The 17287-nt window shown below is 54.9% G+C and carries 14 protein-coding genes; 1 reads left to right on the forward strand and 13 read right to left on the reverse strand.

The window, feature by feature from the left end:
* Positions 1-5: 5 nt before the first annotated feature.
* The 13 genes from nuoM to lrhA form a co-directional block, all read right to left on the reverse strand.
* Positions 6-1535: an NADH-quinone oxidoreductase subunit M gene (gene nuoM, locus Q5705_04565; protein ID WLI77836.1), complete on the reverse strand. Its 1530-nt coding sequence runs from the start codon at positions 1533-1535 to the stop codon at positions 6-8.
* 127 nt (positions 1536-1662) lie between these two features.
* A complete protein-coding gene (nuoL, locus tag Q5705_04570) occupies positions 1663-3504 on the reverse strand; it encodes an NADH-quinone oxidoreductase subunit L (GenBank protein ID WLI77837.1) in 1842 nt (613 codons plus the stop codon).
* Positions 3501-3803, reverse strand: a complete 303-nt coding sequence (gene nuoK, locus Q5705_04575) for an NADH-quinone oxidoreductase subunit NuoK (GenBank protein ID WLI77838.1) — start codon at positions 3801-3803, stop codon at positions 3501-3503. The genes nuoL and nuoK overlap by 4 nt, the downstream gene beginning before the upstream one ends.
* A complete protein-coding gene (gene nuoJ / locus Q5705_04580; protein ID WLI77839.1) occupies positions 3800-4354 on the reverse strand; it encodes an NADH-quinone oxidoreductase subunit J in 555 nt (184 codons plus the stop codon). The genes nuoK and nuoJ overlap by 4 nt, the downstream gene beginning before the upstream one ends.
* Positions 4355-4365: 11 nt before the next feature.
* On the reverse strand, positions 4366-4908 hold the full coding sequence (gene nuoI / locus Q5705_04585; GenBank protein ID WLI77840.1) for an NADH-quinone oxidoreductase subunit NuoI: 543 nt from the start codon (positions 4906-4908) through the stop codon (positions 4366-4368).
* Positions 4909-4922: 14 nt separating this feature from the next.
* Positions 4923-5900: an NADH-quinone oxidoreductase subunit NuoH gene (gene nuoH / locus Q5705_04590; protein WLI77841.1), complete on the reverse strand. Its 978-nt coding sequence runs from the start codon at positions 5898-5900 to the stop codon at positions 4923-4925.
* Positions 5897-8623: an NADH-quinone oxidoreductase subunit NuoG gene (gene nuoG / locus Q5705_04595; protein ID WLI77842.1), complete on the reverse strand. Its 2727-nt coding sequence runs from the start codon at positions 8621-8623 to the stop codon at positions 5897-5899. Before nuoG ends, nuoH begins: the two co-directional genes overlap by 4 nt.
* A 31-nt stretch (positions 8624-8654) precedes the next feature.
* Entirely contained in the window at positions 8655-9992 is a 1338-nt protein-coding gene (nuoF, locus tag Q5705_04600; protein WLI77843.1) for an NADH-quinone oxidoreductase subunit NuoF, read from the reverse strand.
* Positions 9989-10489: an NADH-quinone oxidoreductase subunit NuoE gene (gene nuoE / locus Q5705_04605; GenBank protein WLI77844.1), complete on the reverse strand. Its 501-nt coding sequence runs from the start codon at positions 10487-10489 to the stop codon at positions 9989-9991. The genes nuoF and nuoE overlap by 4 nt, the downstream gene beginning before the upstream one ends.
* 2 nt (positions 10490-10491) lie before the next feature.
* Positions 10492-12294: an NADH-quinone oxidoreductase subunit C/D gene (gene nuoC, locus Q5705_04610; protein ID WLI77845.1), complete on the reverse strand. Its 1803-nt coding sequence runs from the start codon at positions 12292-12294 to the stop codon at positions 10492-10494.
* 89 nt (positions 12295-12383) lie between these two features.
* The gene (nuoB, locus tag Q5705_04615) at positions 12384-13058 is read right to left on the reverse strand and encodes an NADH-quinone oxidoreductase subunit NuoB (protein WLI77846.1); all 675 of its coding nucleotides are present in this window, start codon (positions 13056-13058) and stop codon (positions 12384-12386) included.
* 15 nt (positions 13059-13073) lie between these two features.
* Positions 13074-13517 carry an NADH-quinone oxidoreductase subunit NuoA gene (gene nuoA / locus Q5705_04620; GenBank protein WLI77847.1) on the reverse strand — a complete coding sequence of 148 codons (444 nt, stop codon included), beginning with the start codon at positions 13515-13517 and terminating at the stop codon, positions 13074-13076.
* 625 nt (positions 13518-14142) lie between these two features.
* The gene (gene lrhA / locus Q5705_04625; GenBank protein ID WLI77848.1) at positions 14143-15081 is read right to left on the reverse strand and encodes a transcriptional regulator LrhA; all 939 of its coding nucleotides are present in this window, start codon (positions 15079-15081) and stop codon (positions 14143-14145) included.
* Between the two features lie 949 nt (positions 15082-16030).
* Here lrhA and Q5705_04630 point away from each other — a divergent pair.
* Positions 16031-17245, forward strand: coding sequence for a pyridoxal phosphate-dependent aminotransferase (locus tag Q5705_04630; GenBank protein WLI77849.1), 1215 nt, complete (start codon positions 16031-16033; stop codon positions 17243-17245).
* The last annotated feature ends 42 nt before the right edge of the window (positions 17246-17287 follow it).

Genomic DNA, 17287 nt, shown 5'->3' on the forward strand with positions numbered 1-17287 from the left:
GCGATTTACGGCCTTGTAGTAGTAACGGAATTAACAAACCACTGCTGGATGTTGCTCATCGCGCCATGCGATGTATCCAGAATCGGCTGCGGATAGAAGCCAAGCAGTACCAGAAGTACAACCAGGACAAGGATCATAAACAGCTCGCGCAGTGACAGCCCTGGCAGCGTTTGGCTGGCAAGTTCGCTTTTCGCCTTGCCGAAGTATGCACGGTGCAGCATCGCCAGCGAATAAACCGAGGCGAAGACCAGCCCGAAGGTCGAAATCACGGTGATGACCGGCACAACCTGGTAGCTGCCGAACAGGATCATGAATTCACCGACGAAGTTACCGGTACCCGGCATCCCGAGCGTCGCCACGGCGAAGAACATCGACAGCGCTGGCAGCCATTTAATTTTGCTCCACAGACCGCCCATCATACGCATATCACGGGTATGCAGGCGTTCATACAGCTGACCACAGAGAATGAACAGACCGGCCGCAGAGAGACCGTGCGCAATCATCTGGATAACCGCGCCCTGGAAGGCCAGTTGGCTACCGGTGTAGATAGCAATCAGCACAAAGCCCATATGGGAAACGGAGGTGTAAGCGATCAAACGTTTGATATCGGTCTGGGTGAAGGCCATCCATGCACCGTAGAAAATCCCGATAACGCCAAGCCACATGGCGATAGGCGCGAACTCTGCCGACGCGTTCGGAAACAGCGGCAGCGAGAAGCGCAGCAGACCGTAAGCGGCGGTTTTCAGCAAGATCCCCGCAAGGTCAACAGAACCGGCGGTCGGTGCCTGCGAGTGCGCGTCCGGCAGCCAGCCGTGCAGCGGCACTACCGGCATTTTCACCGCGAAGGCGATGAAGAAACCGAGCATCAGCAGATATTCAACGTTGTGGGACATCGGCGTTTTCAGCAGATCTTCATAGTTGAAGGTCCATACGCCAGTCGCGTTGTAGTGCACCAGCACCAGCGCCAGAATGGCAATCAACATTACCAGGCCGCTCGCCTGGGTATAGATGAAGAACTTCGTCGCCGCCGTGATACGCGTTTTCCCGTCGGAGGCTTTATGGCCCCACAGCGCAATCAGGAAGTACATCGGCACCAGCATCATTTCCCAGAAGAAGAAGAACAGGAACATGTCGATGGCAAGGAACACGCCGATAACACCGCCCAGGATCCACATCAGGTTCAGGTGAAAGAAGCCCTGGTATTTTTCGATTTCACGCCAGGAGCAGAGCACCGCCAGCACGCCGAGGAAACCGGTCAGGGTGACCATCAGCAGCGACAGGCCATCCATACCGAGATGGATGCTGATACCAAAGCGCGGGATCCAGTCCAGCCTGAACTCTTCCTGCCACTGCGGTAAACCGGTAGCCTGGGTCAGAGAATAGCCACCCTGCAACCACAGTTGCAGAGAAAGCGCCAGTGTCAGTCCCATCGTGATCAGCGCAATCCAGCGCGGCACCTTCACGCCAAAGCGTTCGGTTTGCCAGCAGAGGAAGCCACCAATAAAGGGGATGAGTATTAGCCAGGGTAATAACATGGCGGTTTATGTCCCTTATATTAATCCTGCTCAGGCTACCTTGCTCGCCAGCCTGAATCTCAGGAATACTTACCTAAATAATGTTTTCACCGGAGACGAATATTCTCGCCCCACAAATCGCACAAACTCAGCGCAATACCATCAACAGCGCCAGCACCACAACGGCACCGATGCTCATCGACGCCACATACCAGCGCAGATAACCGTTCTCGCTAAACAGCAGACCTTTGCCTGCAAAGCGCGAGAGGATCGCCGGGATGTTCATCAGCGCATTCAGCGGATCGCTCTTCAGCAGCCATGCAACACCGAGGTAAGGTTTCACAAACACGCGGTCGTAAAGCCAGTCGAAGCCCCAGGCATTGAACCACCAGGTGCCGAAGAAACGGCCCGCCGCGCTGTTGGCAATCGAGGTCACCAGCGTGCGTTTACCCAGCCACAACCAGGCTGCCAGCAGAATACCGATCACCGCCACCGCACCGGAGGCCACTTCCAGCATTACTACGCTACCGTGCGCAAGTTCGCTGGTTTCCGGCAGTACGCCACGCAGCGGCGGCACGATCATCGCGCCGACAAACGTAGAGAGCACCAGCAGCACAATCAGCGGCAGATGATGGGTGATCCCCTTCCCTGCATGGGCGTGAATTTGCTCTTTGCCGTGGAACACAATGAAAATCAGGCGGAAGGTGTAGAGCGAGGTCATAAACGCGCCAACCAGACCCGCAATCATCAGATTGACATGACCATTCGCCACCGCACCGGCAAGGATTTCGTCCTTACTGAAGAAGCCCGCAGTAATAAGCGGTAGCGCAGAGAGCGCCGCGCCGCCGACCAGGAAGCAGGCATACACCAGCGGAATCGACTTACGCAGGCCGCCCATCTTGAAGATGTTCTGCTCGTGGTGGCAGGCGAGGATAACCGAACCGGACGACAGGAACAGCAGCGCTTTAAAGAACGCGTGAGTCATCAGGTGGAAAATCGCCGCGTCCCATGCCTGTACGCCGAGCGCCAGGAACATGTAACCAATCTGGCTCATCGTCGAGTAAGCAAGGACGCGTTTGATATCCGTCTGCACAAGTGCAGCGAAACCGGCCATCAACAGCGTCACAGCACCGACGATACCAACCAGATGCAGCACTTCCGGCGTCATCAGGAACAGACCATGAGTACGGGCAATCAGGTAAACACCGGCGGTCACCATGGTAGCGGCGTGGATCAGCGCCGAAACCGGGGTCGGACCTGCCATCGCGTCCGCAAGCCAGGTTTGCAACGGCAACTGAGCCGATTTGCCGACCGCGCCGCCCAGCAGCATCAATGTCGCCCACATCAGCATGTTATTGCCGTCGGCGAAGTGCTGCGGTGCCAGTTCAACCATTTCGCGGAAGTTCAGCGTGCCCAGCTCGTTGTAGAGAATGAACAGCGCGAACGCGAGGAACACATCGCCCACGCGGGTGACGACAAACGCTTTCATCGCCGCTGCGCCATTCTTCGGATCGGTGTAGTAGAAGCCGATCAGCAGATAGGAGCACAGGCCCACGCCTTCCCAGCCGAGATACATCAGCAGCAGGTTATCGGCCAGCACCAGAACCACCATGCTGGCGATAAACAGGTTGGTATAGGCGAAGAAGCGGGAGTAACCCTCTTCACCGCGCATGTACCAGGAGGCGAACATGTGGATCAGGAAGCCAACGCCGGTCACCACCGACAGCATGGTCAGCGACAGGCCGTCCAGCACCAGGTTAAAACCGATGTTGAAATCGCCAACCGCCATCCAGGTCCACAGCGGTTGCACAAACGGCTGCTGACCATTGTTGAAAAAATCAACACCGACCAGCGCGGTGACTGCCGCGGCCAGACCAATCGAACCCATACCGACGGTGGCAGAGACGTTCTCTGACCAGCGCCCGCGGGAAAAGGCCAGCAATACAAAGCCAATAAAAGGAAAAATAATGGTTAAGGCGAGCATGTTCATCCACGCATCTCACTTACTGAATCGATATTCAGATTCTGGCGGCGACGATGGAGTTGCAGCAGCAACGCCAGGCCAATACTCGCTTCCGCAGCCGCGAGGCTAATGGCGAGGATATACATCACCTGTCCGTCGGTCTGGCCCCAGTAACTGCCGGCGACCACGAAGGCCAGCGCGGCGGCGTTAATCATGATTTCCAGCCCAATCAGCATGAAAAGCAGATTGCGGCGGATAACCAGACCGGTTAAACCCAAAACAAACAAAATCGCCGCGAGGATCAGTCCATGTTGTAAGGGGATCATGCGTGCTCCTCCGTTTTTCTTTTCGCGCGGTCATCCGTGCGGTTGCTCAGCACTTCGCCAGCTCTGTCTTCACGTCCCAGATGGAACGCGACAACCAGACCTGCCAGCAGCAGCATCGACGCCAGTTCAACCGCCAGTACGTAAGGGCCAAACAGTGTGATACCGACCGCTTTCGCGCTAATTGCCGCGCCGTCGATACCCTGATCGTTAACCCCCAGAATGGCGTAAATCATCACCACCAGCAGCACCGCAGAGAGCAGCGCCGGGCCAATCCAGATTTGCGGCGAGAGCCAGTTGCGCTCCTGCTCGACCACGGAATTGCCGAGGTTCAGCATCATCACCACGAACACGAACAGCACCATAATCGCCCCGGCGTAGACGATGATCTCCAGCGCCCCGGCGAAGTACGCGCCGAGGGAAAAGAAGACCCCGGCAATCGCCAACAGGGAGATAATCAAATACAACAAGGCGTGTACCGGGTTGGTATGCGTTATTACGCGTACCGTCGTCAGGACGGCGACCAGGCCACAGATATAAAAAGCGAACTCCATTGCCCCTCTCCTTACGGTAACAGGCCCTTGACGTCGATAGGCTTAGCTTCATTCTCTGCTTCGCCCTTATCTTTGCCGTCGATTGCCATACCTGCCATCCGGTAGAAGTTATATTCCGGGTATTTGCCCGGACCGGAGATCAGCAGATCCTCTTTTTCATACACCAGATCCTGGCGCTTAAACTCGCCCAGTTCGAAATCTGGCGTCAGCTGAATAGCCGTGGTCGGGCACGCTTCTTCACACATGCCGCAGAAGATGCAGCGGGAGAAGTTGATACGGAAAAATTCCGGGTACCAGCGGCCATCAACGGTTTCCGCTTTTTGCAGCGAGATACAGCCGACAGGACAGGCTACCGCGCACAGGTTACAGGCAACGCAGCGCTCTGCGCCGTCCGGATCGCGCGTCAGCACAATACGGCCACGGTAGCGCGGCGCCAGATAAACTGGCTCTTCCGGGTACATACGCGTTTCGCGTTTGGCGAACGCATGCAGGCCAATCATCCAGATACTGCGAACCTGGGTGCCAAAGCCCACGAGTAATTCTTTTAAAGTCATGGTCTCATCACCCCTTATTGCGCCTGCCAGAGAATGACAGCCGCCGTGCCCAGCAAGTTAAGCAGGGTCAGCGGCAGGCAAATTTTCCAGCCAAACGACATCACCTGATCATAACGAGGACGCGGCAGTGCAGCGCGAATCAAAATGAACATCATCATAAAGAACGCGGTTTTAATCGCGAACCAGATGAACGGCGGTAGCAACGGCCCCTGCCAGCCACCGAAGAACAGCGTGACCATCAGCGCGGAAATGGTGACGATACCGATATACTCACCGACGAAGAACAGACCGAACTTCATACCGGAGTATTCGATGTGGTAACCGTCCGCCAGTTCCTGCTCCGCTTCCGGCTGGTCAAACGGGTGACGGTGACACACCGCCACGCCCGCGATAGCGAAAGTGATAAAGCCGAAGAACTGCGGGATAACGTTCCACAAACCCGCCTGGTTGTTGACGATGTCGGTCATATTGAATGAACCGGCCTGCGCCACCACCCCCATCAGAGAGAGGCCAAGAAACACTTCGTAGCTCAGGGTTTGCGCAGAGGCACGCATCGCACCGAGCAGCGAGTATTTGTTGTTACTGGACCAGCCTGCGAACAGCACCGCGTAAACCGCCAGACCCGCCATCATCAGGAAGAACAAAATCCCGATGTTGAGATCGGCCACTACCCAGGTCGGGCTGACCGGCACAATGGCGAAAGCTAACAGCAACGAGGTAAAGGCAATCATCGGCGCGAGGGTGAAAATCACGCGATCCGAGAAACGCGGGATCCAGTCCTCTTTAAAGAACATTTTGATCATGTCCGCGACCAGCTGGAGTGAACCACCCCAGCCCACGCGGTTCGGCCCGTAACGATTCTGGAACAGGCCGAGCAGGCGACGTTCGCCAAAGCTCATGAACGCACCGCAGGTGACTACCACCAGCAGGATGACAACCGCTTTCAGGATGCTTAACAGAATGTCGATAACATCCGGTGTTAACCAGCTCATGCTTGCGCCTCCCGCAGATTTTCAAGACGTGCCCCGGCCAGCACCGGCGCAATGCCCGGCATGCCCATCGGCAGACCGACCTGCCCTGCCGCCAGACCTTCCGAGACCTGCAACGGCAGGCTGATGGTCTGACCTTCGTAAGTGAAGGAGACGCGCGCGCCCGCATTCACACCAAGCTTCGCGGCATCTGCCGGGTTCAGCTTGATATACGGTTGCGGCATACGGCTCTGGAATACCGGCGAACGCTGCGACATTTCATCGCTGCCAAACAGGTGATAGTAAGGCGCGATACGCCATTTACCGTCTTCGGCCATAAACGCACCCGGTACGGTGGTGAAATAATCCAGACCACGTTCAGACGCTTCAATCAGACGCACGCCCGGATCGCCATGGCGCAGGTGACCGCCCACTTCGTCCTGGAATTTGTTCCAGGCCTGCGGGGAGTTCCAGCCCGGAGCCCAGGCAAACGGGATTTGCGAACGCGGCGCGGACGGCTGGTTGTTCCCTTCCATCGAGAAGGCGAACATGGTGTCTTTGTCCTGCGGCTGACGCGGCTCATGCACGTTGATGTTGGCGCGCATGGCGGTGCGTCCGCTGTAACGGTGCGGTTCACGCGCCAGTTTCTGCCCGCGAATACGGAAGCTTGCATCCGGCGCGGCATCTTTAATACCTGCCAGCTGTGGCAGCGCGACAATTGCCGCGTCAATCACATGGTCAAGCTGCGTCCAGTCCACTTCACGGTTCAGTACCGTGCTGTGCAGGGAGTGCAGCCAGCGCCAGCTCTCCAGCATAATCGCTTTGCTGTCGTAGTAGCTCGGGTCGTAAACCTGGAAGAAGCGCTGCGCGCGGCCTTCGTTATTGATAACCGTCCCGTCGCTTTCCGCGAAGCTTGCCGCAGAGAGCACCAGATGCGCGTTATCCATGATCGCCGTGCGCTGGTGATCGATAACCAGAACCAGCGGCGCTTTTGCCAGCGCAGCATCAACGCGCGCGGCAGAAGCATGACGGTGCAGATCGTTTTCCAGCACCACCACCGCGTCCGCGCTGCCGCTCTCCAGCTCAGCCAGCGCTTCATCGAGGCTACCGCCGCCGATAAGACCCAGACCCATGCTGTTGACCGAGCGGGCAATCATGGTGATGCCGACATCCGCACCGCGCCCTTTCAGGGCTTTCGCCACGTTGGCGGCGGCGTGGATCACTTCTGCGCTGCCCGCGTTGGTGCCAGAGATAATCAGCGGTTTCTTCGCCCCGGCCAGCGCCTGGACAATCACATCGATTTTGCTCTTCAGATCACTGCTCAGACCGTCAACCGCCGGGGCAGACTCATCCAGCGCATGGGCGATGGCGAAACCTAAACGCGCCTGATCTTCAACCGGTGCGCGGTAGGTCCACGCGGCGATATCGTCCAGACGGGTGTTGTCGACGTTGGTGACAAACAGTGGATGTTTGGCGCGCTGACCAATGTTCATGATTGCCGCAATCTGCCAGTCGGCCACTTTCTGCGCCGCCGCCATTTCACGGGCTTTACCTTTCACTGCCTGGCGCACCGCCAGCGCAACACGCGCGCCGGTCTGGGTAATGTCTTCGCCGAGGACCAGCACCGCATCGTACGTTTCGATTTCGCGCAGCGCCGGAGTGCGAACACCGCCTTCGCGCAGCACTTTCAGCGCTAACTCAAGACGTTGCTGCTCACCTTTGGCAATACCGGTGTAGAAATTTTCCGCGCCGACCAGTTCACGCAGCGCGAAGTTGCTCTCTACGCTGGCGCGCGGGGAACCGATACCAATCACTTTCTTCGACTGACGCAGAATATCCGCTGCGCCCTGCATCGCTTGTTCAGCGTTGAGGGTGATGAGATCGTCGCCGCGGCGTTGTACCGGCTGGCGCGGGCGGTCTTTCAGGTTGACGTAGCCATAACCGAAGCGGCCACGGTCGCAGAGGAAGTAGTGGTTTACGCTACCGTTGTAGCGGTTTTCGATACGACGCAGTTCACCGTAGCGTTCACCAGGGCTGGTGTTGCACCCCAGCGAGCACTGCTGGCAGATACTCGGTGCAAACTGCATGTCCCACTTACGGTTATACCGCTCGGAGTGGGTTTTATCGGTGAAGACGCCGGTCGGGCAGATTTCGACCAGGTTACCGGAGAACTCGCTTTCCAGCACACCGTCTTCCGGGCGACCGAAGTAGACGTTGTCATGCGCGCCGTAAACGCCCAGATCCGTGCCGTCGGCATAATCTTTGTAGTAACGCACACAGCGGTAGCAGGCAATGCAGCGGTTCATCTCGTGAGAAATGAACGGGCCGAGATCCTGATTACGGTGCGTACGTTTGGTGAAACGATAGCGACGGAAGTTGTGACCGGTCATAACGGTCATATCTTGCAGGTGGCAGTTGCCGCCCTCTTCGCAGACCGGGCAGTCGTGCGGGTGGTTGGTCATCAACCACTCCACCACGCTTTCACGGAACTGCTTCGCTTCGTGGTCATCAATCGAAATAAACGTACCATCGGATGCCGGGGTCATGCAGGACATGACCAGGCGGCCACGCGTGTCTTCCGCGTTTTGATATTGCTTCACCGCACACTGGCGGCACGCACCCACGCTCCCCAGCGCCGGATGCCAGCAAAAATAAGGAATATCAAGGCCTAAAGAGAGACACGCCTCCAGAAGGTTGTCCGCTCCGTTTACCTCGTATTCTTTGCCGTCTACGTGAATAGTAGCCATTAGCATGCTTCCAAATTAAAAAATTCTTTGATTACCAGCGCGCCTTGAGCAAGTTTGGCTGGATCCCGCCAATCGCATGGGTATTGCTGAACTGCTGTTTAATACCCGCTTCAAACTCTTCGCGGAAATATTTAATCGCGCTCTGCAACGGCTCAACCGCACCTGGCGCATGGGCGCAGAAGGTTTTGCCCGGCCCGAGCTGCCGACACAGTTGCTCAAGGGTCTCAATGTCACCAGGCTGGCCTTCGCCACGCTCCAGCGCACGCAGGATCTTCACACTCCACGGCAGGCCGTCGCGGCATGGCGTACACCAGCCACAGGACTCGCGGGCGAAGAACTCTTCCAGGTTACGCACCAGCGGCACCATGCCAATTTCATGGTCAACGGCCATTGCCAGCGCGGTACCCAGACGGCTGCCTGCTTTACCAATGCTTTCAAATTCCATCGGCAAATCGAGATGCGCTTCGGTCAGGAAGTCGGTGCCCGCGCCGCCCGGCTGCCAGGCTTTGAATTTCAGGCCATCGCGCATGCCGCCAGCGTAATCTTCGAGGATTTCACGCGCGGTGGTGCCAAACGGCAGTTCCCACACGCCCGGGTTTTTTACGCGCCCGGAGAAGCCCATCAGCTTGGTACCGGCATCTTTGCTGGTCGAAATGTTCTGATACCACTCGACGCCGTTTTCCAGGATAGCCGGCACGTTACACAGGGTTTCGACGTTGTTGACACAGGTCGGTTTACCCCACGCGCCGGAGCTGGCCGGGAATGGCGGTTTGGAACGCGGGTTGGCACGACGGCCTTCCAGCGAGTTAATCAGCGCGGTCTCTTCCCCGCAGATATAACGACCGGCCCCGGTATGAACGATAAGTTCGAAATCGAACCCGCTGCCGAGAATGTTTTTGCCAAGGAAGCCAGCTTCGGTGGCTTCGGCAATCGCCCGACGCAGGCGCTCTGCCGCTTCAATGTATTCGCCGCGCAGGAAGATGTAGCCGCGGTACGCTTTCAGCGCAAACGCGGAGATCAACATGCCTTCCACCAGCAGGTGCGGCAGTTGCTCCATCAGCAGGCGATCTTTATAGGTGCCCGGCTCCATTTCATCGGCGTTACATAGCAGGTAACGGATGTTCATGGATTCGTCTTTCGGCATCAGGCTCCACTTAAGACCCGTGGAGAAGCCCGCGCCGCCGCGTCCTTTCAGACCGGCGTCTTTGACCTGGTTGACAATTTCATCCGGTGCCAGCCCGGTCAGGGCCTTACGCGCACCGACATAGCCGTTTTTACTCTGGTACTCTTCGAGCCAGACCGGCTGTTGGTCATCGCGCAGACGCCAGGTCAGCGGATGGGTTTCGGGAGTACGGATAATGTTTTTCATTTATACCGCTCCAGCAAGTCCGGGATCGTTTCCGGCGTCAGGGAACTGTGGGTATCTTCATCGATCATCATGGTCGGGCCTTTATCACAGTTGCCCAGACAGCAGGTTGGCAGCAGCGTAAAACGACCATCGAACGTGGTCTGGCCCGGTTTGATTTTCAGATGGCTTTCAATCGCCGACTGAATACCCTGATAACCGGTGATATGGCACACCACGCTGTCGCAGTAGCGAATTACGTGACGCCCCACCGGCTGGCGGAAGATCTGGCTGTAGAATGTCGCCACGCCTTCGACGTCGCTCGCCGGGATGCCCAGAACCTCAGCAATGGCATAAATCGCACCGTCCGGCACCCAGCCACGCTGTTTCTGAACGATCTTCAGCGCTTCAATGGACGCCGCACGCGGATCTTCGTAGTGGTGCTTCTCGTGCTCAATGGCCTCACGCTCTGCCGCACTCAGCTCAAAAGCCTCGGTTTGTGGTTGTTGATTCTCGTGCATAATTAGCGGTCCACATCTGACATAACAAAATCGATACTACCCAGGTAGACAATCAAGTCGGATACCAGGCTGCCACGGATCGCTGCCGGAATTTGCTGCAAATGCGGGAAACTCGGCGTACGAATGCGGGTGCGGTAGCTCATGGTGCTGCCGTCGCTGGTCAGGTAGTAACTGTTGATACCCTTGGTTGCCTCGATCATCTGGAAGGATTCGTTAGCCGGCATGACCGGGCCCCACGAGACTTGCAGGAAGTGAGTAATCAGGGTTTCGATATGTTGCAGCGTGCGCTCTTTCGGCGGCGGCGTCGTCAGCGGGTGATCCGCTTTGAACGGGCCTTCCGGCATATTGTTGAGGCACTGCTCAAGAATGCGCAGGCTCTGGCGCAGCTCTTCAACTTTCAGCATCACGCGGGTGTAGCAGTCGCTGACGCCACCGCCGACCGGGATTTCAAAGTCGAAGTTCTCATAACCAGAGTACGGGCGCGCTTTACGGATGTCGAAGTTGATGCCCGTCGCGCGCAGGCCAGCACCGGTGGTGCCCCACTCCAGCGCCTCTTTCGCGCCGTAAGCGGCAACGCCCTGGGCGCGGCCTTTCAGAATGGTGTTGCGCAGCGCGGCTTTCTCGTAAGAGGCCAGACGTTTCGGCATCCAGTCGAGGAACTCACGCAGCAGACGATCCCAACCGCGCGGCAGATCGTGCGCCACGCCGCCAATGCGGAACCAGGCCGGGTGCATACGGAAACCGGTGATCGCTTCCACCAGATCGTAGATTTTCTGCCGATCGGTAAAGGCGAAGAACACCGGCGTCATCGCGCCCACGTCCTGAATAAAGGTTGAGATATAGAGCAGATGGCTGTTGATGCGGAACAGTTCCGAGAGCATCACGCGGATAACGTCGACGCGCTCCGGCACCGTAATGCCCGCCAGTTTTTCCACCGCCAGCACATAAGGCATTTCGTTAACGCAACCGCCGAGGTACTCGACACGGTCGGTATACGGAATGTAGCTGTGCCAGGACTGGCGCTCGCCCATTTTCTCTGCACCACGGTGGTGGTAACCGATATCTGGCACGCAGTCGACGATCTCTTCGCCATCGAGTTGCAGGATGATACGGAACGCACCATGCGCAGACGGGTGGTTCGGGCCGAGGTTGAGGAACATGAAGTCCTCGTTGTCGGTGCCGCGTTTCATGCCCCAGTCTTCCGGCTTAAAGGTCAACGCTTCCATTTCCAGATCCTGCTTGGCTTTGGTCAGCTCAAACGGGTCGAATTCGGTGGCGCGCGCCGGGTAGTCTTTACGCAGCGGGTGTCCCGTCCAGGTCTGCGGCATCATGATGCGCGTCAGATGCGGGTGACCATCAAAAGTGATGCCAAACATCTCCCAGGTTTCACGCTCGTACCAGTTGGCGTTAGGGAAAAGTTTGGTCAGCGTCGGCACATGCAAATCGTTTTCAGACAGCGCCACTTTCAGCATGATGTCGCTGTTGCGATCGATCGAAATGAAGTGGTAGAAAACGGAAAAATCCGCGGCGGGCAAACCGGCGCGGTGGGTGCGTAGACGCTCGTCCATGCCGTGGAGATCGAACAGCATGACGTAAGGTTTCGGCAATTTCTTTAAGAAATCGACCGCTTCCAGTAATTGCTCACGCTTCACCCAAACGACGGGTACCCCGGTGCGGGTCGCCTGAACGGTAAAGGCATCCGGCCCAAAACGGTTGCGCAATTCGCCAATGACGGGATCGTTCAGATGATCCCTGGTCTGCCATGGGGCTTCTTGCGCAGTTAAATCGGTCATAGTTTTCACCATTGCAAAGGGTCCGTGGTGACTGTGGGGCAATGCTTCGCGTTATAGGATTATTGAAATGCGAAGTTTTCGTCTTTGCCCACAGGCGCAAATTAAATCTCGTCCGGCGTACGCAGATTGGTGACGGCAATGCGTTCACCGCGTTTACGTTCGCGTTCTGACTGCATGTTGGCGCGATATACGCCCTGATCGCCAACCACCCAGGAGAGCGGACGACGTTCTTTGCCAATCGATTCCTGCAACAGCATCAGCGCCTGCATATAGGCTTCTGGACGTGGCGGACAGCCTGGGATGTAGACATCCACCGGGATAAATTTGTCGACGCCCTGCACAACCGAATAGATGTCGTACATACCGCCAGAGTTAGCGCAGGCCCCCATTGAGATAACCCATTTCGGTTCCAGCATCTGGTCGTAAAGGCGCTGAATGACCGGTGCCATTTTGGTAAACGGCGTGCCCGCGACCACCATCAGATCCGCCTGACGTGGCGAGGCGCGCAGGACTTCCGCACCAAAACGCGCAACGTCGTGCACGGCCGTAAAGGATGTCACCATCTCTACATAGCAGCACGACAGGCCGAAGTTATACGGCCAAATTGAGTTCTTACGGCCCCAGTTCACCATATCGTGCAGGACATTTTCGAGCTTGCCCATGTAGACGCTACGGTTGATTTCTTGTTCCAGGGGGTCGGTTACGATCTCCTGTTTTTGCAGGGGGTAACGGTCGTTCTCACCGTTAGGATCTATGCGGGTGAGCGTATAATCCATCTTATTGCCTCGCGGTTAGCGTTGACTGTCAGTGTAGCTGTTGGTCTCTGGGTTGATTTGTGCACGGCGCGAACGCACCGGTGTCCAATCCAGCGCGCCAATACGCACCAGATAAACCAGACCAGCCAGCAGCACTAATATAAAAATAGCGGCTTCGACAAATCCGACCCAACCACTCTCGCGAATGGAGGTTGACCATGCATAAAGGTAAAGCGCTTCCACGTCGAAGATGACGAAGAACATGGCCACCAGGTAGAACTTGGCGGAAAGACGTAAGCGAGCGGAACCGACGGAGTCGATACCTGATTCGAAAGGAACGTTTTTGTGCCTTGCGCGCGCGCGACCGCCCAAAAACCGACCGCCAATCAGCATGAAGCAGCACAGGCCAATGGCGACAATAAGAAAGATAGCGAATGCCCAGTGATGAGCGATGATTTCAGTGGATGTTGACATACGCATTGCTTAACTCAAAAGGTAGCGTTAATACCTCTGCTCTTGCTGGCAGATGACGCCACATCGATTCACGGGGAGGAATAAAAAACCACATACTTACTGTGCAAAAGCTGAAAACAGCTAAATGATGTGGGTTTTTACTCCTTTCTATAACCTTTTGTCAACTTTAACAAAAGTTTCATCACATTAGTTTACATCGGCAGCAACTCATTAACATTTAGTGCCGTTTTATTGACCGGCTCCAAACTTTCCTGCGGCAAGATCAGGTGTTGAATCGTGTCCGTTGTGAAGAATTACAAAAATTACCCTCTTATTTTGACAGGATTTTGACCGGATTCCTCCCCCTCTACGGGAGTATTTTCTTGATCTGCGACACGCTTTTGTTAATTCATACAATGAAACGGCAACAATCTTGCTTGATTTTTAACATGAGCAGAGGGCATGAAAGACTATAGATGATAAAGGGTGAGTTTGCTGTGACGATGGTTAACTTGCTGAAAGAAATAATTATTTCAACTACTGATAATTTACTTGCTCATTGTTTGTGCGAAAAATGAACCGATAACCGCGTTTTTACCGTCAGCGGTTCATTTTTGCACTTACATTTTGTTACCAGTTTTAGTGCGGAATGTTAGCTAAAATCCCCTTCGACGATGAGTGAATCGCCTCCTCCTTCAGAGGTACTGCCATTGTATTGCCAGGGATTTTGATAATGCTCCATCGCCTGGAAAATCACCTGTGCCAACTCATTCGGGCTGTCCGGGTTGCAACAGAGCAGATACTCCGTCTCCGGTAGTAGCGGCAAGCCCTCGGCTCGCCCGAGCACGCGCAGATCGGGGCTCATCATTTCTACCGGTCGCGCGGTGACACCCAACCCCGCTTTAACCGCCGCCTTTACCGCAGAAAGCGTGGACGCCACATAAGCCATGCGCCAGGGAATATCGGCTTCATTCAGGGCGGCAATCACCATATCGCGGAAGGTGCTTGGTTCATCCATTAGCACCAGCGGGATCGGCTCACCTTTTTGCAACACATATTCCGCCGCACAATACCAGTGCGTCGGCGAGGTGCGCAGCGTCAAATAGTCAAAGTGTGTTGAACGATGGGTGGTCACGACCAGATCAACATCCTGATCCTGTAGGCGATCGCCGGAGAAAGGATTGCGTTTAACCCGCACATCGAGCGCAAGTTTCGGGTAGACCGAGCTAATACGATTAAGCAAGAACGGCAATATAGTATCGGCAGATTCATCTGAAGCGCCGATAGTTAATACGCCCTGAAGATTACTAAACATCAGCGAAGTACATGCTTCATCATTGAAACGTAAGATCTTTCGTGCATAGCCCAATAATTGAATGCCATGCTCCGTCAGCAGTTTATTACGACCATGACGGGCAAAAAGTTCTTTTCCCACTAATTGTTCCAGCCGCTGCATTTGCTGACTGACAGCAGACTGTGTGCGACAAACCGCAGCAGCGGCCGCAGCAAAGGTGTTCAAATCAGCGACCGCAACGAAGGTTCTCAGCAGATCGAGGTCGAGATTCAGTATCGGACGATTTGCATTTATCATAATTTTTCACTTACGGGTTGCTCGCGCGCAGATACCCGGGTTTATGCTGTGCTCGTAAGATTAAGTAAGTCCTTTTATAAAGCGCATCCTGCATTGCCAGGACGATAGAAGCCTGACAGTAAGTTCTGGAGTTTTTAGTTCGCTGTCTGATGCGCGCTGAACTCTATTGCTTTATTTGGCACACTCCCATCCTTTTGGATATATAAACCATGCCAAACTGTGTTAATCCTTTTAAGAAAAAACATATATGCGCAACAAACACCGGCCTGACATAGCTTTGCTGGTATATAGCCAAAACCCAAATAACGGGTTGGAAGTAAACATGAGTAATAACAATCGACTAAAATTAAGAAATGCCCCTTACAGCAGTATGGTCTTACCAGTAAGCGTCATTTCTTGACGTCAGAGTTTAACCTAAAACCTTTTTATTTATAAGCGTTAATACGAATTATCTTAAGCTAAAGAATTGCCGACTGGCAAAACCCGCTCTTAATAATATCGGAGAGAGTGATAGTTACCATTCTCAATATTAAATAGCGAACCTTTGTTTATAAGCTTCCTATTAATAACAGTTAACATTGCGTTTACAGCACCAGCTTACCGTCGCCAATGTAAACAGGGAGACTTCTGTCCCATCCCACAGATTTTGCGCAAGAATCTTCTAATATCGTATGACGACATGTCTAAACTCGCACTAAGCAAGCGGTTTTATTTGGTGAAAAATTACAACATTTAATCTTTTATTGGCAGTAATTACTGAAAATTTGCGTAAACGAAGCGTAAGCAAGAAACATAAAGCGAGAAACATAGTTAAAAGATCGTTAACGAAAGAGTCAGATCGGGCAAAATCTTCTTCTGTTAACCTTCAAAACTGACGGGCGTGGGAGTACATTGTTCCGTGCTCACTTCCACGGCAGGCAGTGGCTATTCTCGCAAAAGGCAAAGGTTCATGTCCTCCATCGAAAAATCCAGCAAATTAGATAACGTCTGTTATGACATTCGTGGCCCGGTTCTTAAAGAAGCAAAGCGTCTGGAAGAAGAAGGCAACAAAGTTCTCAAACTCAACATTGGCAACCCTGCCCCTTTCGGCTTCGAAGCACCGGATGAAATCCTGGTTGATGTGATTCGTAACCTGCCTGGCGCACAAGGTTATTGCGACTCCAAAGGACTTTACTCCGCCCGCAAAGCCATCATGCAGCACTACCAGGCGCGCGGCATGCGCGAAGTCACCGTCGAAGATATCTATATCGGCAACGGTGTTTCTGAACTGATTGTGCAATCAATGCAGGCACTGCTGAATAGCGGCGATGAAATGCTGGTTCCTGCGCCCGACTACCCGCTATGGACCGCGGCGGTGTCGCTCTCCGGCGGGAAAGCCGTGCACTATCTGTGCGATGAATCCGCCGGATGGTTCCCTGATCTCGACGACATCCGCGCCAAAATTACTCCACGCACGCGCGGTATCGTGATTATCAACCCCAACAACCCGACGGGCGCGGTCTATTCAAAAGAGCTGCTGCTGGAGATTGTTGAGCTTGCACGTCAGCACAACCTGATTATTTTCGCCGATGAGATCTACGACAAAATTCTCTACGACGACGCGCAACACCACTCTATTGCCGCGCTGGCACCGGATCTGTTCACCATTACCTTTAACGGCTTGTCGAAAACCTACCGCGTCGCCGGTTTCCGTCAGGGCTGGATGGTATTGAGCGGGCCGAAAAAGCACGCCAAAGGCTATATTGAAGGGCTGGAGATGCTGGCATCGATGCGCCTGTGTGCCAACGTTCCAGCGCAGCACGCCATTCAGACCGCGCTGGGCGGTTACCAGAGCATCAGCGAATTTATTGTGCCAGGCGGTCGCCTGTATGAGCAGCGCAATCGCGCGTGGGAATTGATTAACGATATTCCCGGTGTGTCATGTGTGAAGCCGAGCGGCGCGCTCTATATGTTCCCGAAAATTGACGCTAAGCGCTTCAACATCTTTGATGACCAGAAAATGGTGCTCGATTTCCTGTTGCAGGAAAAAGTGCTGCTGGTTCAGGGCTCCGCCTTTAACTGGCCGTGGCCGGATCATGTGCGCATTGTGACCCTGCCGCGTGAAGACGATCTGGAAATGGCGATCACCCGTTTCGGCCGTTTCCTTTCCGGTTATCACCAGTAATCTGTACCGGGGGAGGATTTGCATCTTCCCCCACACTCTGCG

Source organism: Kosakonia sp. H02 (assembly GCA_030704225.1).
Taxonomy (GTDB): Bacteria; Pseudomonadota; Gammaproteobacteria; order Enterobacterales; family Enterobacteriaceae; genus Kosakonia.